The sequence below is a fragment of the Rhodobacter sp. genome, from assembly GCA_020637515.1.
Classification (GTDB): domain Bacteria; phylum Pseudomonadota; class Alphaproteobacteria; order Rhodobacterales; family Rhodobacteraceae; genus Pararhodobacter.
The window spans coordinates 955,917-976,964 of record JACKKG010000001.1; the positions used below are offsets into that span (position 1 = coordinate 955,917).

General features: G+C 67.8%; 23 protein-coding genes. 10 read left to right on the forward strand and 13 right to left on the reverse strand.

The features are described from left to right. Positions 1-12: 12 nt before the first annotated feature. From paaA to H6900_04665, 3 genes are all read right to left on the reverse strand, one after another. Positions 13-990, reverse strand: a complete 978-nt coding sequence (gene paaA, locus H6900_04655; GenBank protein ID MCC0072564.1) for a 1,2-phenylacetyl-CoA epoxidase subunit A — start codon at positions 988-990, stop codon at positions 13-15. Positions 991-1,004: 14 nt separating this feature from the next. Beyond that, positions 1,005-2,210 (reverse strand): 3-oxoadipyl-CoA thiolase, encoded by a 1,206-nt coding sequence (gene pcaF, locus H6900_04660; GenBank protein MCC0072565.1) that lies wholly within the window; start codon positions 2,208-2,210, stop codon positions 1,005-1,007. A 90-nt stretch (positions 2,211-2,300) separates the two neighbouring features. Beyond that, on the reverse strand, positions 2,301-3,212 hold the full coding sequence (locus tag H6900_04665) for a PaaX family transcriptional regulator (GenBank protein ID MCC0072566.1): 912 nt from the start codon (positions 3,210-3,212) through the stop codon (positions 2,301-2,303). Between the two features lie 60 nt (positions 3,213-3,272). Here H6900_04665 and H6900_04670 point away from each other — a divergent pair, with 60 nt between their 5' ends. The 3 genes from H6900_04670 to H6900_04680 all read left to right on the forward strand — a co-directional run bounded on the left by H6900_04670 (position 3,273) and on the right by H6900_04680 (position 6,670). Beyond that, positions 3,273-4,181 carry a DMT family transporter gene (locus H6900_04670; GenBank protein ID MCC0072567.1) on the forward strand — a complete coding sequence of 303 codons (909 nt, stop codon included), beginning with the start codon at positions 3,273-3,275 and terminating at the stop codon, positions 4,179-4,181. A gap of 116 nt (positions 4,182-4,297) precedes the next feature. Beyond that, a complete protein-coding gene (locus H6900_04675; GenBank protein ID MCC0072568.1) occupies positions 4,298-5,392 on the forward strand; it encodes a carboxynorspermidine decarboxylase in 1,095 nt (364 codons plus the stop codon). 39 nt (positions 5,393-5,431) lie between these two features. Further along, positions 5,432-6,670 (forward strand): saccharopine dehydrogenase family protein, encoded by a 1,239-nt coding sequence (locus H6900_04680; protein MCC0072569.1) that lies wholly within the window; start codon positions 5,432-5,434, stop codon positions 6,668-6,670. Between the two features lie 91 nt (positions 6,671-6,761). Here H6900_04680 and H6900_04685 read toward each other — a convergent pair whose 3' ends face one another. Beyond that, positions 6,762-7,550 carry an exodeoxyribonuclease III gene (locus tag H6900_04685; GenBank protein MCC0072570.1) on the reverse strand — a complete coding sequence of 263 codons (789 nt, stop codon included), beginning with the start codon at positions 7,548-7,550 and terminating at the stop codon, positions 6,762-6,764. 78 nt (positions 7,551-7,628) lie between these two features. Between H6900_04685 and H6900_04690 the strand changes: the two genes are divergently transcribed. After that, positions 7,629-8,072 carry a hypothetical protein gene (locus H6900_04690; protein MCC0072571.1) on the forward strand — a complete coding sequence of 148 codons (444 nt, stop codon included), beginning with the start codon at positions 7,629-7,631 and terminating at the stop codon, positions 8,070-8,072. Positions 8,073-8,225: 153 nt separating this feature from the next. Here H6900_04690 and H6900_04695 read toward each other — a convergent pair whose 3' ends face one another. Beyond that, the gene (locus H6900_04695) at positions 8,226-8,912 is read right to left on the reverse strand and encodes a response regulator transcription factor (protein MCC0072572.1); all 687 of its coding nucleotides are present in this window, start codon (positions 8,910-8,912) and stop codon (positions 8,226-8,228) included. A 170-nt stretch (positions 8,913-9,082) separates the two neighbouring features. Here H6900_04695 and ribA point away from each other — a divergent pair, with 170 nt between their 5' ends. Together ribA and H6900_04705 are read left to right on the forward strand one after the other, a co-directional pair. Beyond that, complete coding sequence (gene ribA / locus H6900_04700; GenBank protein ID MCC0072573.1) at positions 9,083-10,162, forward strand: GTP cyclohydrolase II; 1,080 nt, start codon at positions 9,083-9,085, stop codon at positions 10,160-10,162. After that, complete coding sequence (locus tag H6900_04705; protein MCC0072574.1) at positions 10,159-10,662, forward strand: L,D-transpeptidase family protein; 504 nt, start codon at positions 10,159-10,161, stop codon at positions 10,660-10,662. Before ribA ends, H6900_04705 begins: the two co-directional genes overlap by 4 nt. A 104-nt stretch (positions 10,663-10,766) precedes the next feature. Here the strand turns inward: H6900_04705 and H6900_04710 are convergent, their stop codons facing one another. The 3 genes from H6900_04710 to sseA are packed head-to-tail and all read right to left on the reverse strand — an operon-like array spanning position 10,767 to position 13,387. Further along, positions 10,767-11,945: an aspartate/tyrosine/aromatic aminotransferase gene (locus H6900_04710; GenBank protein ID MCC0072575.1), complete on the reverse strand. Its 1,179-nt coding sequence runs from the start codon at positions 11,943-11,945 to the stop codon at positions 10,767-10,769. Positions 11,946-11,967: 22 nt separating this feature from the next. Further along, entirely contained in the window at positions 11,968-12,534 is a 567-nt protein-coding gene (locus H6900_04715) for a hypothetical protein (protein MCC0072576.1), read from the reverse strand. Between the two features lies 1 nt (position 12,535). After that, a complete protein-coding gene (gene sseA, locus H6900_04720) occupies positions 12,536-13,387 on the reverse strand; it encodes a 3-mercaptopyruvate sulfurtransferase (protein MCC0072577.1) in 852 nt (283 codons plus the stop codon). Between the two features lie 171 nt (positions 13,388-13,558). Between sseA and H6900_04725 the strand changes: the two genes are divergently transcribed. Next, positions 13,559-14,638 (forward strand): cell division protein ZapE, encoded by a 1,080-nt coding sequence (locus tag H6900_04725; protein MCC0072578.1) that lies wholly within the window; start codon positions 13,559-13,561, stop codon positions 14,636-14,638. Positions 14,639-14,641: 3 nt separating this feature from the next. Here the strand turns inward: H6900_04725 and H6900_04730 are convergent, their stop codons facing one another. After that, entirely contained in the window at positions 14,642-14,827 is a 186-nt protein-coding gene (locus tag H6900_04730) for a hypothetical protein (GenBank protein ID MCC0072579.1), read from the reverse strand. A 56-nt stretch (positions 14,828-14,883) separates the two neighbouring features. Continuing rightward, positions 14,884-15,765 (reverse strand): epimerase, encoded by an 882-nt coding sequence (locus H6900_04735; protein ID MCC0072580.1) that lies wholly within the window; start codon positions 15,763-15,765, stop codon positions 14,884-14,886. 89 nt (positions 15,766-15,854) lie between these two features. On the opposite strand from H6900_04735, the gene H6900_04740 reads away from it, so the two are divergent. Beyond that, complete coding sequence (locus H6900_04740; protein MCC0072581.1) at positions 15,855-16,757, forward strand: LysR family transcriptional regulator; 903 nt, start codon at positions 15,855-15,857, stop codon at positions 16,755-16,757. On the opposite strand, the gene H6900_04745 is transcribed toward H6900_04740, so the two are convergent. Further along, on the reverse strand, positions 16,741-17,130 hold the full coding sequence (locus H6900_04745; GenBank protein ID MCC0072582.1) for a hypothetical protein: 390 nt from the start codon (positions 17,128-17,130) through the stop codon (positions 16,741-16,743). The two genes, H6900_04740 and H6900_04745, sit on opposite strands and share 17 nt — an antisense overlap. A gap of 132 nt (positions 17,131-17,262) precedes the next feature. On the opposite strand from H6900_04745, the gene leuB reads away from it, so the two are divergent. Further along, the gene (gene leuB, locus H6900_04750) at positions 17,263-18,369 is read left to right on the forward strand and encodes a 3-isopropylmalate dehydrogenase (protein MCC0072583.1); all 1,107 of its coding nucleotides are present in this window, start codon (positions 17,263-17,265) and stop codon (positions 18,367-18,369) included. Positions 18,370-18,421: 52 nt separating this feature from the next. Here the strand turns inward: leuB and H6900_04755 are convergent, their stop codons facing one another. Further along, on the reverse strand, positions 18,422-19,006 hold the full coding sequence (locus H6900_04755; protein MCC0072584.1) for a TetR/AcrR family transcriptional regulator: 585 nt from the start codon (positions 19,004-19,006) through the stop codon (positions 18,422-18,424). A gap of 49 nt (positions 19,007-19,055) precedes the next feature. Here H6900_04755 and H6900_04760 point away from each other — a divergent pair, with 49 nt between their 5' ends. After that, positions 19,056-19,496, forward strand: coding sequence for a VOC family protein (locus tag H6900_04760; GenBank protein ID MCC0072585.1), 441 nt, complete (start codon positions 19,056-19,058; stop codon positions 19,494-19,496). 22 nt (positions 19,497-19,518) lie between these two features. On the opposite strand, the gene H6900_04765 is transcribed toward H6900_04760, so the two are convergent. Then, complete coding sequence (locus H6900_04765; GenBank protein MCC0072586.1) at positions 19,519-21,045, reverse strand: Na/Pi cotransporter family protein; 1,527 nt, start codon at positions 21,043-21,045, stop codon at positions 19,519-19,521. Positions 21,046-21,048: the final 3 nt, after the last annotated feature.

Sequence of the window (21,048 nt, forward strand, 5' to 3'; positions counted from 1 at the left end):
AGATCCCCCCGCCTATTCGGCGGCCACGCGGCGCGCGGCGGCCTTGCGGGCGTGGGCCATCAGTCCGTCACGGAACCATGCGCCGTCGGCCCAGGCCTTTTGCCGGGCTTCCATCCGGTCGGCGTTGCACGGACCGTTGCCCTTCAGCACCTCGTAGAACTCGGACCAGTCCGGTTCGCTGAAGTCCCAGCCACCCTTTTCCTCGTTCCAGGCCAGCGCCTCGTCGGGGATCGTCAGGCCCAGGTAATGCGCCTGGGGCACCGTCTGATCGACGAATTTCTGGCGCAGCTCGTCGTTGGTGTTGATCTTGATCTTCCAGGCCATCGACTGCGCCGAGTGCACGCTGTCCTTGTCCGAGGGGCCGAACATCATCAGGCTGGGATACCAGAAGCGGTTCAGCGCATCCTGGGCCATCGCCTTCTGTTCCGGCGTGCCTTGCGCCATCACGCGGATCAGGTCGTAGCCCTGACGCTGGTGAAAGCTCTCTTCCTTGCAGATGCGGATCATCGCCCGGCTGTAGGGCCCGAACGAGGTGCGTTGCAGCGGCACCTGGTTCATGATCGCCGCGCCATCGACCAGCCAGCCAACGGCGCCGATATCGGCCCAGTTCAGCGTCGGATAATTGAAGATCGACGAATACTTCATGCGGCCGGACAGCAGCTGTTCGGTCAGGTCGTCGCGCGATACGCCCAGCGTTTCCGCCGCGCAATAGAGATAGAGCCCGTGCCCCGCCTCGTCCTGCACCTTGGCCAGCAGGATCGCCTTGCGCTCCAGCGTCGGTGCGCGGGTGATCCAGTTGCCCTCGGGCAGTTGGCCGACCACCTCGGAATGCGCGTGCTGGCCGATCTGGCGGATCAGCGTCTTGCGGTAGCCTTCGGGCATCCAGTCCTTGGGCTCGATCTTTTCACCCGCGTCGATGCGCGCCTGAAAGGCGGCCAGCTTCTCGGGGTCGTCGTTGGTCGCCTCGGATTTCACCATCTGAGCATACATGACAGCCTCCTCAATCAGACCCGTTCCATGACCAGGGCGATGCCCTGGCCCACACCCACGCACATCGTGCACAGCGCATAGCGCCCGCCGGTGCGTTGCAGTTGCCACATTGCCGTGCCGACCAGCCGCGCGCCGGACATGCCCAGCGGATGACCGATGGCGATCGCGCCGCCCAGCGGGTTCACGCGCGGGTCGTCGTCCGCCAGCCCCAGGTCGCGCAGCACCGCCAGCCCTTGCGCGGCAAAGGCCTCGTTCAGTTCGATCACGTCCATCTGGTCCAGGCTCAGGCCCGTGCGCGCCATCAGCTTGCGCACCGCGGGCACGGGGCCCACGCCCATGATGCGCGGCTCGACCCCGGCCGCGGCCATGCCGACAACGCGCGCCCTGGGCGTCAGCCCCTGCGCCCGGGCTGCCGCTTCCGAGGCGACGATCACCGCCGCCGCGCCGTCGTTCACGCCGCTGGCATTGCCCGCGGTGACCGTCCGGTCGGCCCCGTTCACACCCTTGAGCTTTGCAAGTTGCTCGAAGGTCACGTCGGGGCGCGGGTGTTCATCGGTATCGACCACACGCGGGTCGCCCTTGCGCTGGGGGATCACCACCGGCGCGATCTCGTTCGCGAACAGGCCCGCCGCCTGCGCCGCCGCCCAGCGTTGCTGCGATCGCTGCGCGAACGCGTCCTGATCGGCGCGGTTGATGCCCCAGTCGGCGGCGACATTGTCCGCGGTTTCCGGCATGGAATCGATGCCGTAGCGGGACTTCATCGCCGGATTCACGAAACGCCATCCGATCGTGGTGTCATAGACCGCGTTGGCGCGGGAAAAGGCGGCGTCGGCCTTTGGCATGACAAAGGGCGCGCGGCTCATGCTTTCGACACCGCCCGCGATCATGAAGTCGGCGTCGCCCGCCCGGATCGCCCGCGCGGCCGATCCGACCGCATCCATCCCCGAGCCGCAAAGCCGGTTCACGGTGCTGCCCGGGACACCCACCGGCAAGCCCGCCAGCAGCACCGCCATGCGCGCCACGTTGCGATTGTCCTCGCCCGCCTGGTTGGCACAGCCATAGATGACATCGTCAACGGCGGACCAGTCGGTTCCGGCGTTTCGTTCCATCAGCGCCTTCAGCGGCGCGGCGGCCAGGTCGTCGGCACGAACCCCCGCAAGGGCCCCGCCATAGCGGCCAATCGGCGTGCGCACCGCATCGCAGATGAAAGCTTCGGTCATCGGTATCCTCCCATTCGCTGACCGCTTGGTCACTTTATAGGGCGCGTCATGTCACAAATCAACGGAAATTATCCAGTGGTTTGTGACATGTCAGCCAGTTCGCAGCACTGCGCTGCGAAGCCCTTGATCCGGCGTGTTTTTGTCCAGGTCCAGACGCGCCATTGTCGCGGGCGTCGTGGCGGGTAACGGGCCGTCCGCGCCCTCGAAACGGGATCCGGCGAACGAATCGGCGGCCGGGCTCAACGCAGCATAGAGACGGTGGAACAGCGCGCGGGCGGCGTGACCGGGCCAGTCGGCGGGCAGGGCCTGGGGCGGCAGGCGGGGATCGCGCAACAAGGCGCCGCGCCAGACATGGACCAGCAGCAACCGCGCCGCCATCGCGTGGGCGCCGTCCCGGGTGCCATCCAGGGCGCCGATCCCTTCGAGCGGCGCGAACCGGGCGATCAGATCGCGATAAGCCTGGGCGTGGGGCGCCAGATCCCAGCCATGCGCGGCAAAGTCGGGCAACAGGTCCATCGCGCCGGCGGGCTCGGTGTCGAAGGCCAGCATCCCCTCGGGCACCGGCCCGCGCGCGGGTCCGACCGCCAGTTGCGGGCGCAGCCGGGCAAAGCCCTGTCGCTCCAACCGGGGCATCAGAGCCTCGGCATCGTCGGCGGGCAGATGCACGAAGCGCCAGCGCCAGGGCTCGGGCGGGCCATAGATCAGGCGGCCGGCGGCCTCGAACTCGGCCTGGGCACCGTCGGACAGACGGTAGAAACTGCGCCGCCCGCGCCGCCATCCCTCCAATTGTCCCGAGGCCACCAACCGCGACACGGCGGTCCGCACCAGGGTTTCGCTGATGCCCACCGCGGCGCAGGTTTCGATGATGGTGCCGATCCAGACGGCGCCGCCCCGGGGCACCACCGCGTCGCCGTAGAGCGTGACGATGAACCCGGCCGCACGCAGCGGCAGGACCTGCACCAGGTCGGCGACGATTTCGGACACAGAGGACGCATCGGACATGCCCCATCCTCGACCCTCGCGAGGGCTTGCGCAAGCCCGCGGCGCGTGCGACGGCGGGGCATGACCAACCTCGCCACCCCCAGCCGCCCCACCCTGACCAACTGGATCGAGATCGCCGCGCTGGGCGTCATCTGGGGCGCCAGCTTCCTGTCGGTTCATGTCGCGCTGACGGGTTTCGGCCCGCTGACCGTGGCCGCCGGCCGTATCGGCATCGCCGCCGCCACGCTGGCGTTGCTGTGCGTGCTGCTGCGCCTTCCGCTGCCGTCCCTGCACGCCGACCGGCGGGTCTGGCGGCACGCGCTGGGCATGGCGGTGTTCACCAACGTCCTGCCCTTTGCGGTGATCGCCTGGGCGCAACAGACGGTGCAGTCCAGCTTTGTCGGTATCACGATGGCGCTGGTGCCGCTGTTCACGTTGGTCATGGCCCATGTCGCCCTGCCCGGCGAGCGGTTGACCCTGCCGCGCATCGCCGGGGTGTTGCTGGGGCTGGTGGGCGTGGTGGTGCTGATCGGGCTGGACGGGTTGACGCTGACGGGCGAACCCTGGCACGCGCTGGCGCAATTGTCTTGCGTCGGCGTCACCGTCAGTTACGCGCTGGGGTCGATCGTGACGCGGCGCTGCCCGGCGGTTGACCCGGTTGCCTTTTCCACCGCATCGCTGCTGCTGGCCGCCGCGATGATCGTGCCCGTGGCCCTGGCGGTCGAGGGGGTGCCCCACGCACCCCCCGCCCCGGCGCTGTGGGCGCTGGCCTATCTGGGGCTGATGCCGACGGCCTTTGCCACGCTGATCCTGGTGCATGTGGTGCGCAGCGCGGGGCCGACCTTTCTGACGCAGACCAACTATCAGGTTCCGGTCTGGTCGGTTCTGTTCGGCACGCTTCTGCTGAGCGAGCCGCTGCCTCCGCAATTCCTGGCCGCGCTGGGGCTGATCCTGGCCGGGCTGGCCGTCAGCCGCATGGCGCGCCGCTGAGTTTCGCCGCGCTGCCGCGGAAATTTCATTTGTGCCGGGGGAGTGATGCCTGTATCAGCGCCGCGCGCGCTGGAATGCCGCTCTGACCCCTTTTGCCACCGGGAGGGCCCGAGATGTTGCAGACCCCTTATTACCTGATCGACAAGGCGCGGCTGCTGCCGAACATGGAAAAGATCGCCTGGCTGCGCGAGCGGTCCGGGGCGAAATCGCTGCTGGCGCTGAAATGCTTCGCCACCTGGTCGGTCTTTGATTTCATGGCGCAGTATATGGACGGCACGACCAGTTCCTCGCTCTACGAGGTGCGTCTGGGGCGGGAAAAATTCGGCAAGGAAACGCACGCCTATTCCGTGGCCTACGCCGATCACGAGATCGACGAGGTGCTGGCGCATTCGGACAAGATCATCTTCAACACCATCGGCCAGCTTTCCCGGTTCGACGCGAAAAGCGCGGGCGTGACGCGCGGGCTCAGGGTCAATCCGGGGGTTTCGACCTCGGATTTCGACCTTGCCGATCCCGCGCGGCCCTTTTCGCGCCTGGGCGAGCATGACCCGGAAAAGATCGCGCAGGTGGCGGACAAGATCACCGGCTTCATGTTCCACAACAACTGTGAGAACGCGGATTTCGACCGCTTCGACGCGATGCTGACGCTGATCGAGCAGCGGTTCGGCTTCCTGATCCGCGACATGGACTGGATCAGCCTGGGCGGCGGCATCCATTTCACCGGCGATGGCTATCCGCTGGACCGACTGGCCGACCGGCTGAAACGCTTTGCCGATAGCAACGGCGTGCAGGTCTACCTGGAACCCGGCGAGGCCGCGATCACCAACGCGGCAACCCTCGAGGTGACGGTGCTGGACACGCTGCACAACGGCAAGAACCTGGCCATCGTGGACAGCTCGATCGAGGCGCATATGCTGGACCTGCTGATCTATCGCCAGTCGGCCAAGGTCAGCCCGAACGCCGGTCCCCATGACTGGATGGTCTGCGGCAAGTCCTGCCTGGCCGGCGACATCTTTGGCGAGTTCCACTTTGCCGAACCGCTGCAAGCCGGGGATCGCCTGTCGATCCAGGACGCGGCCGGTTACACGATGGTCAAGAAGAACTGGTTCAATGGCGTGAAGATGCCGGCGATCGCGGTGCGCGAGCTGGACGGCAGCGTCCGGCTGGTTCGCGATTTCGGCTACGAGGATTTCGCGGCAGCCCTGTCGTGAACGGTTGAAACCTGAGTCCCAAGGAGGTGCATGGGCGAAATGAAACGCAATATCCTGATCATCGGAGCCGGGGGCGTTGCCCAGGTCGTCGCGCACAAGGCCGCGCAGAACAACGACATTCTGGGCGACATCCATATCGCCAGCCGGACCCTTTCCAAATGCGAGGCGATCCTGGCCTCGGTCCGTGAAAAGGGGGCGATGAAGGTGGATGGCGTGTTGCAGGCCCATGCCGTGAACGCCCGCGACACCGCCGCCGTCGCCGCGCTGATCCGCGAGACCGGCGCCGGGATCGTCATCAACGTCGCGCAGGCGTTCGTGAACATGCCGGTGCTGGACGCCTGCGTGGAAACCGGCGTCGCCTATCTGGACACCGCGATCCACGAGGAACCCGACCAGATCTGCGAGGCGCCGCCGTGGTATGGAAACTACGAGTGGAAGCGAAAGGCCGCCTGCGCCGAAAAGCGGGTGACCGCGATCCTGGGCGTGGGCTTCGACCCGGGCGTGGTGAACGCCTATGCGCGCTTTGGCATCGACACCTGTGTGCCCGAGGTCGAATCGATCGACATCATCGATATCAACGCGGGCTCGCACGGGCGCTGGTTCTCGACCAACTTCGACCCCGAGATCAATTTCCGCGAGTTCACCGGCACGGTCTATTCCTGGCAGAACGGCGCCTGGCAGTCGAACACCATGTTCGAGGTCGGCCACGAGTGGGACCTGCCCGTCGTCGGCAAGCAGAAAACCTACCTGACGGGCCATGACGAGGTGCATTCGCTGGCCACCCATTATCCGCAGGCCGACGTGCGCTTCTGGATGGGGTTCGGCGATCACTACATCAACGTCTTCACGGTGCTGAAGAACCTGGGCCTGCTGTCGGAAAAGCCCGTCACCACCGCCGAGGGGCTCGAGGTGATCCCGCTCAAGGTGGTCAAGGCGGTGCTGCCCGATCCGGCCTCGTTGGCGCCGGACTATGTGGGCAAGACCTGTATCGGCACGCTGGTGAAGGGCACGAAGGACGGCAAACCGGCCGAAGTGCTGGTCTACAACATCGCCGACCACAAGGACGCCTATCTCGAGGTCGGCTCGCAGGGGATCAGCTACACCGCCGGCGTGCCTCCGGTCGCGGCGGCGATGCTGATCGCGGATGGCACCTGGGACGTGGCCAGGATGGTCAACGTCGAGGAACTGGACCCCAGGCCGTTCTTCACGATCCTCGACCGGATCGGTCTGCCGACCCGCATCCGCGATACGGCCGGCGATCGCGCCTGGAACGCCTGACGGACAAAGGGGGGCTGTCTGCCCCCCTCTTCGCGTGCCGCGAATTCACCCCCCGAGGATATTTCCGGCACAAAGAAGGGGCGGGTTCGGGTCAGAGGTCGAACTGCGCCAACACGGGGGCGTGGTCCGAGGGTTGGTCCCAGCCGCGGGCGGCGCGCAGGATGCGCGAGGCGTGCGCCGCGTTGGCGATGTCGGGGCTGGCCCAGATGTGATCCAGGCGGCGGCCCTTGTCGGCGGTGTCCCAGTCCTTTGCGCGGTAGGACCACCAAGAATACAGGAGCCCGTCAGGAATGTCCTGGCGGGTCACGTCGACCCAGCCCGCGGCGGTGCGGGTGTCCTCGAACAAGGCGACCTCGACCGGGGTGTGGCTGACGACCTTGAGAAGGGCCTTGTGGTTCCAGACGTCATCCGCGCGCGGGGCGATGTTCAGGTCGCCCACCAGGATCGCCTTTTCCGGTCGGTCGGCGCGGAAGCGATCGCGCATCTCGGCCATGAAATCCAGCTTGTGGCCGAATTTCTCGTTCGCCTCGCGGTCGGGGATGTCGCCGCCGGCGGGCACATAGCAATTGTGGATCGTCACCCCATTGTCCAGCGTGGCCGCGACATGGCGCGCGTCGCCCTTGCCGACCCAGTCGATATGGCCCGCGTCCCTGAGCGGCAGGCGCGACAGGATGGCGACGCCGTTGTAGCCCTTTTGCCCGCGCGCGACCATGTGGCCGTAGCCAAGCGCGGCGAAATCCCCGAGCGGGATCTGATCCACCGGGCTCTTGCATTCCTGAAGGCAGAGCACGTCGGGCGCCTGTTCGGACAGGAATTTTTGAACCAGCGGGCTACGCAAGCGGACGGAATTGATGTTCCAGGTGGCGAGGGTGAAGGGCATGGCGGGATCTCCTGACGCCGCAAAGACCTACACGCCGCCGACCTGTTTAGAAACCCGTTTCCTGCGCCCGAGGTGACCATGCGCCCGATCCTGCCGTTGCTCGTATTCCTGATGCTTGCCCCTGCCGCCCGCGCCGAGGGGGTTCTTCTGACCCGCGCCGGCCGGACCGAGACCCTGCGCGTCGCCCCGCAGACGCTGGGCAACCGATCGTCGTGGGATGGCGACCCGGCGTCGCTGACCTTCGCCTTTGACGCGACGGGGCGCGACGGGGTCTACGGGCTGACCGTGTCGCTGAGCGGCGGGCGCGCGACCTCGGTGATCCTGTGGCTGCCCGAGGGTCGCTATCTGGCCATGGAGGCGCTGGAGACCCGGCTGTCGCCGGTGCAGATTGACGGCCCTGCGCTGCACGTTGCCGGACACACCGTCGCGCGCGATGACGCCTTGCGGCTGGAATTCGACCTGGTGCTGCCGACGATTGATTTTGCGCCCACCCCGGGCCCCGGGCCCGACCCGCAGGACTGAAAAAAAGGCCGGGCGCGAAGCCCGGCCAAGTCCAACAGGGAGGAAGCGTGTCATGACCCCGACACGCGAGGGGAGGGACAGTGAGAAACGATTCTCACAAAACAGATAAGAACTGGTAAACGCGGCAACAATAGGGCGCGCGGTGAAACAGTTTCACGGCACCAGCCGGTAGCCGCCCGGTTCCGTCACCAGAAGCCGCGCGTTCGAGGGGTCGGGCTCGATCTTCTGGCGCAGGCGGTAGATGTGCGTTTCCAGCGTGTGGGTCGTCACGCCCGCGTTGTAGCCCCAGACCTCGTGCAGCAGGACCTCGCGCGGGGCCAGGCCATCGGGCGCGCGATAGAGGAACTTCAGGATGTTCGTCTCTTTCTCGGTCAGGCGGATCTTGCGCTCGCGCGGGTCGACCAGCATCTTCTGCGCGGGCTTGAACTGATAGTCGCCCAACTGGAACACGGCATTTTCGGATTGTTCGTGCTGGCGCAACTGGGCGCGGATGCGGGCCAGCAGCACCGGGAACTTGAACGGCTTGGTGATGTAGTCGTTCGCGCCCGAATCCAGGCCCAGGATCATGTCGGCGTCGGTATCCTGGCCGGTCAGCATCAGGATCGGGCACTTCACGCCCGATTTCCGCATCCGTTTGCACAGCTCGCGGCCGTCGGTGTCGGGCAGGCCGACGTCCAGGATGACCAGGTCGTATTGCTCCTCGCGCACGCGGTCCATCGCGGCCGCGCCGTCGCCGGCTTCGAAGGTGTCGAAATCCTCGGTCGCCACCAGTTGCTCGGCCAGGGCCTCGCGCAGGTCCTCGTCGTCATCGACCAGCAGAATCTTGTTCAGTTTCGACATGTCGGCGTCCTCGCACTCGGGCTTGTTCTGCGTCCAAGGTGTTGCGGCGGCGCGAAAGGTTCAAGAAACGGCGGAAAATCTCACGCGGACGTGTCGGGGGCGTGGGGAATGTTTCAATTTCGCCCGGGGTATCTTACATCCGGGGCGGAAATGTTTCAGCATGTTGGCCCATGTCGCTGTCGCCCAGTCCCCTCGAACGCCTGAATCGCGCCCGCGCGGACTTGCGCATCGGCTTGCCGGTGGTGCTGACCGCGGGCGCCCAGTCCGCCCTTGTCGCCGCCGCCGAGACCCTGGATGCGGACCGGCTGGCGACGATGCGCACGCTTGGGGCGCCGGTCCTGGCGATCACGGCGCATCGGGCGCAGACCCTCAAGGCGCGTGCCTACGACGGCGATCTGGCCCGGATACGGCTGCCCACCGAGGCCGATATCGCCTGGGTCGAGGCCCTGGCAGACCCCGCCGACGACCTGACGCATCCCATGAAGGGCCCGCTGACCTCGGAACGCGACGGCGCCGCCGATCTGCACCGCGCGGCGATTCGCCTGGTGAAGTCGGCGCAGCTCCTGCCCGCCGCGCTGGTGGTCCAGACCGCCAAAGCTCCGGCCCTCGCCGCGTCGCACGGGCTGACGTCCCTGTCGGCCCAGGACACGCACAGCCCGCAAACGCGGCTCTCGTCGGTGATTGCGGCGCGGTTGCCAATGCGGCTGGCGGGCGCGGGACGGCTGCATGTTTTCCGCCCCGAGGACGGCGGCATCGAACATTACGCGATCGAGGTCGGCCGCCCGATGCGCGATGCGCCGGTGCTGGCCCGGCTGCATTCGGCCTGTTTCACCGGCGATGTTCTGGGATCGCTGAAATGCGACTGCGGTCCGCAGCTTCACGCCGCTCTGGTGGCCATGCATCAGGCCGGATCTGGCGTTCTGCTCTATCTGAACCAGGAGGGGCGCGGCATCGGCCTGGCCAACAAGATGCGCGCCTATTCGCTTCAGGATCAGGGGTTCGACACGGTCGAAGCCAACCACAGGCTGGGGTTCGAGGACGACGAACGCGATTTCCGTCTGGGGGCCGAACTGCTGCGCAAGCTGGGGTTCGGGGCGGTGCGGTTGCTGACCAACAATCCGCGCAAGGTCGCGATGCTGGAAAAGGGTGGCATCGCGGTGACCGAGCGGGTGCCGCTCAAGGTCGGTGAAACCGCCGAGAACGCGGCCTATCTGGCGACCAAGGCGGCGAAATCGGGGCATCTGTTGTGAGCCCGGGCGACCTGGTGCTGACGCCCACGGGGCTGCGCTTCCTGGGGCGCCGCTTTCCCTGCTCCATCGGCCGCGGCGGCGTTACCTTGCAAAAGCGCGAAGGCGACGGCGCCACCCCCGCGGGCGATCACCGGATCACCGGGATGCTCTACCGCCCCGACCGGCTGCCGGCGCGGGTGCTGCCGGGCTGGGCCCGCCCGATCGGCCTGCGCGACCTGTGGTGCGATGACCCCGCGCATCCGGCCTACAACCGCCCCGCGCGCGCGCCCCTCGCCGCCAGTCACGAGGTCCTGCGCCGCGCCGACCCGCTCTATGACCTGATCCTGCTGACCGACTGGAACGCCGCGCCCCCGCAGCCGGGCCGGGGTTCGGCGATCTTTCTGCATCGCTGGCGTCGGACCGGGTATCCGACGGCGGGCTGCATCGCCTTTGCCGCCGCAGATCTTCTGTGGATCGCCCGCCGCATCGCCCCGGGCGCGGGACTTTTCGTCCGGGGCTAGCGCGTGCTGTTGCCCTTCTTTGTGCCGGAAATATCCTCGGGGGTATCCAAAGGGGGTGGAAAACCCCCTTTGGCGGGGGGTGCGGGGGGCTGGCCCCCCGCTGCCTACAGCACCGCGGCGATGGCTTTCGCGACCTGCGGGATGCTCTCGTCCGTCAGCCCGGCCATGTTCAGCCGTCCGCCGCCGACGACATAGACGCCGAACTCCTCGCGCAGGCGCAGGATCTGTTCGTCCGTCCCCCCAAGAACCGAGAACATCCCCCGCTGGTCGGCCAGGAATCCGAACCGGTCCGATCCGCAAGCGTCGCGCAGCGCCCGCGCCAGGGACCGGCGCAGCCCATTCATCCGGTCGCGCATCGCCGTCAGCTCGTCGCTCCATTCGGCGCGCATCGCCGCGTCGCCCAGGATCTCGGTCACCACCCGCGCGCCATGGTCCGGCGGAAAGCTGATGGTCTGACGGTTCAGGGTTTCCAGCGTGCCTTGCACCAATGCCCGTTCGTCTTCGGGGCATTGCACCAGGCAGACGCCGGTCCGCTCGCGGTAGAGCCCGAAATTCTTCGAGGCCGAGGCAACGACGATCAGCCGCTCGACCCGCCCTGCCAGCAGCCGCACACCGGCCGCGTCCTTGTCCAGTCCGTCGCCAAAGCCCTGATAGGCGAAATCGACAAAGGGGATCAGCCCGCGCGCGTTGCAGAACGCGGCCACCTGCGCCCAGTCGTCGGCGTTCAGATCGGCGCCGGTGGGGTTGTGGCAACAGCCGTGAAGGATCACCACATCCCCCGCCCTGGCGCTTTCAAGGTCCTGCCACATCGCCTCTCGCGCCACCGCGCCGGTCTCGGCGTCGTAATAGCGATAGGGTTTCCATTGCAGCCCGGCGGCCTTGGTCAGCGCCATGTGGTTCGGCCAGGTCGGCGCGGAAATCCACACCGTCGCACCCGGATTGGCCGCATGGACCAGATCGAGCCCCAGCTTCACGCCCCCCGTGCCCCCGGTCGAGGTCGTCCCGGCCAGCCGCGCGGGATCGGCCGCGTCGCCCAGCACCAGCCCGGCCATCGCCTGGCGGAACGCCGGATCGCCGGAAAGCGTGGTGTAGCTCTTGGTGTCCTGCTCGTTCACCAGTTTCTGTTCCGCCGTCTTGACGGCGCGCATCACCGGGGTCCGGCCCTGGGGGTCCTTGTAGACACCCAGCCCCAGGTCCACCTTGGCGCTGCGCGGGTCCTCGCGGAACAGCGTCATGACCTTCAGGATCGGGTCGGCGGTGGGGGCGGGGAGAACCTTGAACATGGCGCGTTCCTAATGCAGGGGCCTAGAGCAGGGGTTGCAGAAAGGTCTGGTCGCGGGTCAGCACGCGGCTGCGGACCTCGGTGCGGGCGGGCGTGAAACCCATGCGCTGGTATTGCGCCAAGGCGCGGGGGTGGTCCAGCGTGCAGGTGTTGACGGTCATCAAATGCGTGCCGGGGCGGTCCCACCCGGTCAGGATCGCGGTCTTCAGCAGGAAGCTGCCCAGCCCCTGACCGACGGCCTCGGGCACCAGGCCGAAATAGGCCAGGTCACAGGTTCCGGCCTGGCGCCAGTCCAGCAGGAAGAACCCCTGCGGCCACCCTTTGCCCATCAGCGTGTAAAGCGCGACATCGGCGTGCTGCACCCAGTCGCGCACGGCCTCGGTCGGTTCGGCGTGCATGTCGGTCCAGGCGTAATCGCGCCCCACCGCGTCATAGAGCGCCAGAAACCACCAGGCGGGCGGGTCCTCGGCGCGGATCAGCGCGTGGTCGTGCCCGATGGGCTGGGCCGGCCAGCCATAGGACGGGCGGCGGTCCATCTCCAGCCAGGTGACGCGATAATCGACGGTTTCGCCGGCCTTGCGGGCGATCATGTCAGCCTTTCTCGACCTTCAGATCGGGATACATGCCCCATTCCGACCACGAGCCATCATAGAGCGCGTGGTTCCGGTGGCCGACGATCTCCAGCGCCAGGCTGATGACCGCGGCGGTCACGCCCGACCCGCACGAGGTGATGACCGGGCGGTTCAGATCGACACCCGCCGCCACCAGCGCGGCGCGCAGCGCATCGGGGTCCTTCATCGTGCCATCGGCGTTCTGCAAGTTGGCGAAGGGCAGGCTCAACGAGCCGGGGATGTGCCCCGCGCGCAGTCCGGGGCGCGGTTCCTCGACCTCGCCACGGAAACGCTCGGCGCTGCGGGCATCGACAATCTGCCAATCCCCCAGCTTCGAGGCCGAGGCCACCTGGCTCACGTCCTTCACCAGATGCGCCTGGCGCTGCACGGTGATGTGGCGGTCGCGCACCATGGGGGGCAGGTCCTCGATCTCGCGGCCCTCGGCCTTCCACTTGGGCAGGCCGCCGTCCAGCACCGCGACATCCATCTTGCCCATCAGCCGAAAGGTCCACCAGACGCGCGGCGCCGACCAGACGCCCTTGGTGTCATAGACCACCACCTGGTGCCCGTCGCCCACGCCCAGCGCCCGCATCCGGCTGACGAACTTCTCGGGCGGGGGGGCCATGTGCGGCAGGGCCGACCGCTGGTCGCTGATCTCGTCGATGTCGAAGAACCGCGCGCCGGGGATATGTTCGTCCCGATACTCGGCCCTGGCGTCGCGCCCGGTGGCCGGCATGTGCCACGAGGCATCGAGAATGCGCAGGTCCGGGTCGCCCATATGGGCGGCCAGCCAGTCGGTGGACACAAGCGTGCGGGGATCGTCGGTCGCCATGCGGTCTCTTCCTTGCCTGAGGTCCTCCATGGGATACCGTCAGCCGGACGGGTCAGGCAAGGGCAGAAGCGCCCGTTCCGGCGCCTGCGTGGCCGCCCGGTGACGCCCGGGGTGCAGCCGGGCGCGCAACGGATGCTGGCGCTGCGGGGCGGGCCGCGCTAAATCCGCCTCATGCGACAGACCCTGACCGAACTCTATGATGCGCGTGTGGCCAAGGGCGAGATCCGCCCCGACGCGGCCCAACGCGCCGTCCTGCCCCTGCTGGACGAACGCCGCGCTGCCTTGGAAACCCCGCAGAAGAAGGGTCTTCTGGGGGGGCTGTTCAAGAAACCGCCCCAAGGGCCCCGGGGGCTGTATCTGTGGGGCGGTGTCGGGCGCGGAAAGTCGATGCTGATGGACCTGTTCGAACAGGCGACCGACATCGATGCCAAGCGCCGCGTGCATTTCCACGCCTTCATGCAGGAAATCCACCACGGGATGCACGAAGCCCGCAAGACCGGCGTGGACGACGCGCTGGCGCCTGTAGCCAGGGCGGTGGCGCAGGATCTGCGGCTGCTGGCCTTTGACGAGATGCAGATCACCGACATCACCGATGCGATGATCGTCGGCCGGCTGTTCCAGATGCTGATGGAGGCCGGCGTGGTGATCGTCACCACCTCGAACCGCCCGCCCGAGGATCTTTACAAGAACGGCCTGAACCGGGCGCTGTTCCTGCCGTTCATCGCCCTGCTGCGCGCGCGCATGGAGGTGATCGAACTGCAAAGCGAGACCGACTATCGCCAACACCGGCTGACCGGCGCGCAGGTCTATTTCACGCCCGCCGATGCCGGCGCCCATGCGGCGATGGATGCGCTCTGGTCCGAGCTGACGGGCGTTGGCGCCGGCACGCCCCTGGTGCTGGAGGTGCAGGGCCGCAAGGTCGAGATCCCGCACCACCACAACGCCGTCGCGCGCACCGGCTTCTGGGACCTGTGCGGGCGCCCGCTGGGGCCGGCGGACTATCTGGCGCTGGCCGACCGCGTGCGGGTCCTGATGATCGAGGACATCCCCCATCTGTCCGCCGCCAACTACAACGAGGCCAAGCGCTTCGTCACGCTGATCGACGCGCTTTACGAGGGGCGCGTGCGGCTGATCGCCAGTGCCGCCGATCAGCCCGAACGGCTGTATATGGAAGGGGCCGGCGCGTTCGAATTCGAACGAACCGCCAGCCGCTTGCGCGAGATGCAGGCCATCGACTGGGGCAGCGCCTGAGGGTTACTCGGCGCTGCCGGTCCGCTCGATCTTGCTGTAGGCCTTCAGCTTGGCGTCCCCCTTGGCGCGTTCTCGCTGTTGCAGGTCCTTGGTCGCCTGCGCGGGCTGCTTGCCGCGCTCGATCTCGGCGAATTTCGCCATCTTGGAACCCGAGGCGCCGTGGTCATGATCCAGGGGATGTTTCGACATCGGTTTCTCCTTTGAATCTGCCGGGCTGACAATCCTAGCGTGAATCCGGGCGCAAGTCACGCCGCGGCGGCGGAAGTCAGCGCAAGGGTCTGCATCAGCACCTGATCCAGCGGCGTATCCTGCCAGTCGGGCAGCAGGGCGTGCAGGCGCGCGCCGTCCATCCGGTGCGGGGTCTCGTAGAGATAGCGCATCTCGCCCAGTTCCCGCGCCAGTTCCCAGACCGGGCCGGCCAGCCGCATCGCCCACCAGGGAAACCGGTCAAAGCCCAGCGAGCGGCCGGTCAGGTGTTCGATCCGGTCCTTCAACTGCCGCGCGCTGAAGGTATGGCCCGGAAAGGGCACGTCACAGAATGCGGGCAGCGCGGCGCGGCGTTCGGCCAGCATCACGCCTGCGCGGGCCATGTCGGGCAGCCAGGCATGGGCGCGCACCACGTCGGGGTCGCCGGGCGCCGTCACGCGACCCTTGGCCAGATTGCGCAGATAGAGGTATTGCAGCACCGAATCGGTGGCCCGGGCATCCATGAAATCGCCTGCCCGCAAGAGGATCGTCTGCACCCCTTCGGTCGCGGCGGTGCGATAGCGGGCCTCGACCTCGGCGCGGATGCGGCCCTTGCGGCTGCGGGGCGCGTGCGGGGTGTGTTCGTCCCAGGGGCCGGGCTGGTCGCCGAACACATAGACATTGCCCGGAAACAGCACCGTCGCCCCTGAGGTCTTTGCCGCCGCCAGGACCTGCGTGGTGATCTGCGGCAGGATGCGGTCCCAATCGTGGTAATTCGGCGGGTTCAACCCGTTCACGATGACCGCGCAGCCCTGCGCGGCCAGGTCCATGTCAGTGCCGCGCTTGTAGGCCCGGGTTTGCCAGCCGGCGGCGCGGAAGGCGGCGGTGAAATTGCGGCCGATCTTGCCGTTGGCACCAAGGATGAGGGCGGTCTGGGTCATGGGGATCTCCTTTTGCGACGGGCAGAAGATGAGGCCCGGCTTCCCCAAAGAAAATTGCATACAGGCGCATGTCATGTATTCATGAATGAATGGACAAGTTGAGCTCACTGGACTGGTCGCTGGTGCAGGCCTTTCTCGCCGTGGCGGAAACGGGCAGCCTGTCGGCGGCGGCGCGGGCCCTGGGGCGCAGCCAGCCGACGCTGGGCCGCCAGATCAAGACGATCGAGGGACAACTGGGCGCCGACCTGTTCCACCGCCAGCCCCGGGGGTTTTCCCTGACCGAGGACGGGCAGGCGCTGCTCGAACCCGCCCGCGCGATGCGCGACGCGGCGAATCGCATGGCGCTGACCGTGGCAGGCCACGAGGCGCGGCTCGAAGGCAGCGTGCGCGTCACCGCCAGCGTCGCGGTGTCGGTCTGGCATCTGCCGCCGGTTCTGGCCGCCCTGCGCGTGGCCGAGCCCCTGATCCGCATCGACCTGGTGCCCACGGACCGGACCTCGAATCTGCTGTATCGCGAGGCCGACATCGCGATTCGCATGTATCGGCCGACCCAGCAGGACCTGATCGCCCGGCACCTTGGCGACGTGGGCATCGCGGCCTTTGCGGCAAAAACCTACCTGGCCAGGCGCGGCATGCCCCGGACGGCGCAGGACCTGGGTCAGCACGATCTGGTGGGCATGGACCGGGAAACCCTGCTGATCGACGGGTTTCGCCAGGGCGGGATGCTGGCGACCCGCGACTGGTTCGCGACCCGCAGCGACGACATCGTCGTTGCCTGGGAACTGGTGCGCGCTGGCTGCGGGATCGGCTTTGCCCAGCGCAGTATCGGCGCCCGCGATCCCCTGGTGCAGGAAATCGACCTGGGTTTTCCCCTGCCGCGCCTGCCCGTCTGGCTGACTGCCCACCCCGTGATGCGGCGCACCCCCCGGGTGCGCCGGGTCTGGGACCTGCTCGCCGAAGGTCTGGCGCCGATGTTCAGGGCCGGGGCGTAAGCGAACCGCCCCAGGCGATCAACTGATTGATGAGCGGGCGAATGCGCGGCCCCTCGCGGTCGCAGGTGTCCGGTTTGTCCAACATGGCAAAGGCCGGGCGGTAGAACCGGTCGTCATAGGCGTTGCTGTCCAGCACCCCCAGCGCCGCCGCCACCAGATCGGCCGAGCCGGTGACCAGCGCGAATTCCTCGGGCGTCAGGCCATGGCCCGGGCAATTCTCGCTCACGACATTCGCCGTGACCAACTGCATCAGAAGATGCTCTTGTTCGCCGGTCGGCAGCGGCGGAATCCGCGGCAAGGGCACTGTGACGCCGCCATCGGCCCAGGCCGATGCGGCCAACAGGGTCAGGGCAAGAACGAGCAGGGGTTTCATCAAGGGCTCCGTCTGGAAAACTGGCCCAGACTAGCACGGCGGCGCTGTGCGTGGCACGGGATTTGCGGCGCGCTTGACCCGGCGACACAGGCGCGCTAGGCCCCTTCGCGCACCCAGATACAGGAGTCCCCCGTGGCCAATCCTTCCCTGCTCATCCTCGCCGGCGACGGCATCGGCCCCGAAGTCATGGCCGAGGTGAAGAAGATCATCGCCTGGATGGGCGACAAGCGCGGCGTCACCTTCGATGTCAGCGAGGACCTGGTGGGCGGCTGTGCCTATGACGTGCACGGCAAGCCCCTCGCCGACGCGACGATGGAAAAGGCGCAGGCGGTGGACGCGGTCCTGTTGGGCGCCGTCGGCGGGCCCAAGTATGACGCCCTCGATTTCAGCGTGAAACCCGAACGCGGCCTGCTGCGCCTGCGCAAGGAAATGGACCTGTATTCGAACCTGCGCCCCGCGCAGTGCTTTGATGCGCTGGCCGATTTCTCGTCGCTGAAAAAGGACGTGGTGGCCGGGCTCGACATCATGATCGTGCGCGAGCTGACCTCGGGTGTCTATTTCGGCGAGCCGCGCGGCATCTTCACCGAAGGCAACGAGCGCGTCGGCATCAACACCCAGCGGTATACCGAAAGCGAGATCGCCCGCGTCGCGCGTTCGGCCTTTGAGCTGGCGCGCAAACGCAACAACAAGGTCTGCTCGATGGAAAAGGCCAACGTCATGGAATCGGGCATTCTGTGGCGCGAGGTCGTGCAGAAGGTCCACGACGAGGAATACCCCGATGTCGCCCTGTCGCACATGTATGCCGACAACGGCGCGATGCAGCTGGTGCGCAACCCCAAGCAATTCGATGTGATCGTCACCGACAACCTGTTTGGCGACCTGCTGTCCGACGCGGCGGCGATGCTGACCGGTTCGCTGGGCATGTTGCCCTCGGCCAGCCTGGGTGCGCCGATGGCCAACGGCCGGCCCAAGGCGCTGTATGAGCCGGTGCACGGTTCGGCCCCCGACATCGCCGGCCAGGGCAAGGCCAACCCGATCGCCTGCATCCTGTCCTTTGCCATGGCGCTGCGCTATTCTTTCGACTTGGGGGCCGAGGCCGACCGCGTCGAAAAGGCCGTGGAACGGGTTCTGGCCGACGGTGTGCGCACGGGCGACCTGATGGGCCCCGAGGGGGGCACCCCGGTGTCGACCAGCCAGATGGGCGACGCCATCGTCGCGGCGCTGGACGCCAGCCTCTGAGCGCGGGAACATCGTCGAACGGCCCGGCCCGCGTGCCGGGCCGTTTGGCGTTTCAGACCACCCCCAGAAGCCGCATTCCCAGGCGCGCCACGCCATCGGCAAAAGCGTCGTCCAGTGGCCGATGCCCGGCCAAAAGGCGGTAGAACAGCGGCGCGTAGAGCATGTCCAGCACCAGGTCGATATCCGGCGGCGCCGGGATCGTTCCCAGCGCGACAGCCCGCGCGATCTGGTCGCGACCGGCTTCGCGGCTGGCCAGGATGACCTGGTTGCGAAAGGCGCGCGTGATCTCGGCCTCGGGGTCCGCGGCCGCAAGCGCCAGGGCGATCTGCCGGCCACGCCCTGCGGCAAAGGCCGTGGTCAGGCCGCGCAACTGGGTTCGCAACCAATCCTCGAGCGTATCCCCCGCGACGGGCGCTTTCGGCGACGGTTCGGCCATCAGGGCGGCCATGGCCAGTTCCAGCGCGTTCGCCCAGTGGCGGTAGAGCGTCGGCTTGCCCACGCCCGACTGCGCAGCGACCGCTTCCATCGTCAATCGGCCCAGGCCCTGGTCGAACAGGATCGCGCGCGCAGCCCGCAGCGCGTTCGCGCGCGCAGCCTGCGATGATGGGCGGCCTCGATGGGGTTTGTCTTGATTCATTGTGATACGAAACGTAACGTAATAAAAACCACTGTCAACGAGGTGATCCATGACCGGTCTCGCCCTGACCCCGTATCTGACCTGTCGCGATGCCGCGTCGGCGATCGACTTCTACGGTCGCGCCTTTGACGCGCGCGAGGTGTTCCGCCTGACCGATCCCGCGGACGGGCGCGTGGGACACGCCGAGTTGCGCATCGGTGCGGCGCGGGTGATGCTGGCCGACGAATACCCCGACTTCGGTGCGCTCAGCCCCGATGCACTGGGTGGTTCGCCGGTCTTGCTGCACCTGGAATGCGATGACGTGGATGCCCTGACGGCGCAGGCCACCCGGGCCGGTGCGATGCTGCTGCGCGCGCCCGCGACGCAAAGCTTCGGCGAACGCAATGCGATGGTGCAGGACCCGTTCGGCCACCGCTGGATGCTGACCCGGACGGTCGAGGTCGTCGCGCCCGAGGACATGCAACGCCGTTGGGACGAGGGGGCCGGGTAACCGGCCCCGGTCCGCTTGCCTGTCAGAGATCGGTATAGCCCGCGATGCTGGCCGCGTGGCGGGCGATGCGGGCCATCCATCGCACCGCGTCGGTGCGGTCGAACAGGTCCTGGACACGGTCGCCCATGACGCGCTGGTGCAGGGTGAGGTCGCGGTAGACCAGCGCCCGGCGTTCGATCAGACCGGCCAGCCTTTGCAGATCGGCGGCGGTGGGGTCCGGCGACCGCAGCCGCCCGGCCAGCGCGCGGCCAGCGCGGCGCAGGCGCGCGTTCCCCGCGATCACGGCAAGCGGCGCCCGCCGTTCGATCCGCGCGACCAGCCGATGCAGATGGTCCATCCGGTGCAACAGGGCGGTCTGGCGGTCTTGCAGGTCCTGGCGCCCCTCGGGCAGGCGCAGATGGGTCAGGAATTCCTCGAGCCGATCCTGCGCGGGGTCCAGCCGGGGCGCCAGAGTGGCCATCGGGCGCAGGTCCTCATGCGGTCCCAGCGCGGCGCCGATGGCGGAAAAGACCAGGCGCTGCATGGCGGTCGCGGTGGTCTCGGCGGCGGTGAGGGCGGCCTCGGGCTGGGCGCGCAGCAAGGGATCGAGCGCCCGGGTCAGGCTGTCGCCCGCATCCGGGACCAGCCGGGCCACCAGCGCGGCAAAGCGTGGGGTCAGCGGCAGAAAGATCAGCGCGCCCACCAGGTTGAACCCGGTGTGGAACAGCACCAGCGCCGTCAGGTCGTCGCCGCCCAGCCGGTGCAGGGGCAGCGCCAGCAGGCTCAGCATTGGAAAGGCCAGCACCGCGGTGCCCAGGTTGAACAACAGGTTCGCCAGCGCGGTCTGCCGCATGGCCGGTCCGCCCCCCAGCGACGCCAGCAGGGCCGTCAGCGTGGTGCCCAGATTCAGACCGATCACCAGCGCGGCCGCCTGAGCGAAGGTCAGCGCCCCCCCCGCCAGCAACACCAGCGTGATCGCCATCCCGGCCGAGGAACTCTGCACCACCGCGACCAGCGCGAACCCCACCGCGATCAGGGCCAGCCGTCCCGGCACCGTGTCGCCCGGCAGCGTTTCAGGGCCGAACCAGCCTTGCGTCAGCGCGGCCACGCCCTGCATCAGGTCCAGGCCGATGAACAACAGGCACAGCCCGGCCACGCCGCGCGCAATGCGAACCACCCGGCCCTGGCCCAGCACCAGCGCCAGCGCCGCGACGAACATCACGGGCTGCGCGATGATGCCGATCTTCAGCTTGAGGCCCAGGAAGGTGACGATCCAGCCGGTGACCGTGGTGCCGACATTCGCGCCGTAGAGCACGCCCAGCGACTGCGGAAAGCCGATCAGCCCGGCGCCGACAAAACCCACGGTCATCACGGTTGTCGCGCTCGAGGACTGGATCACCGCCGTCGCCGCCGCGCCCGTCAGCGCGCCGCGCAGGGGCGTGCCTGTGAAGCGGGTCAGCACATGACGCAGCCGTGGCCCGGCGGCGTCGCGCAGCGATTCCGTCAGGATCTTCATTCCGAACAGGAACAGGCCGATCCCGCCCAGAACCGCAAGCAGACCCTCGCTCAACGC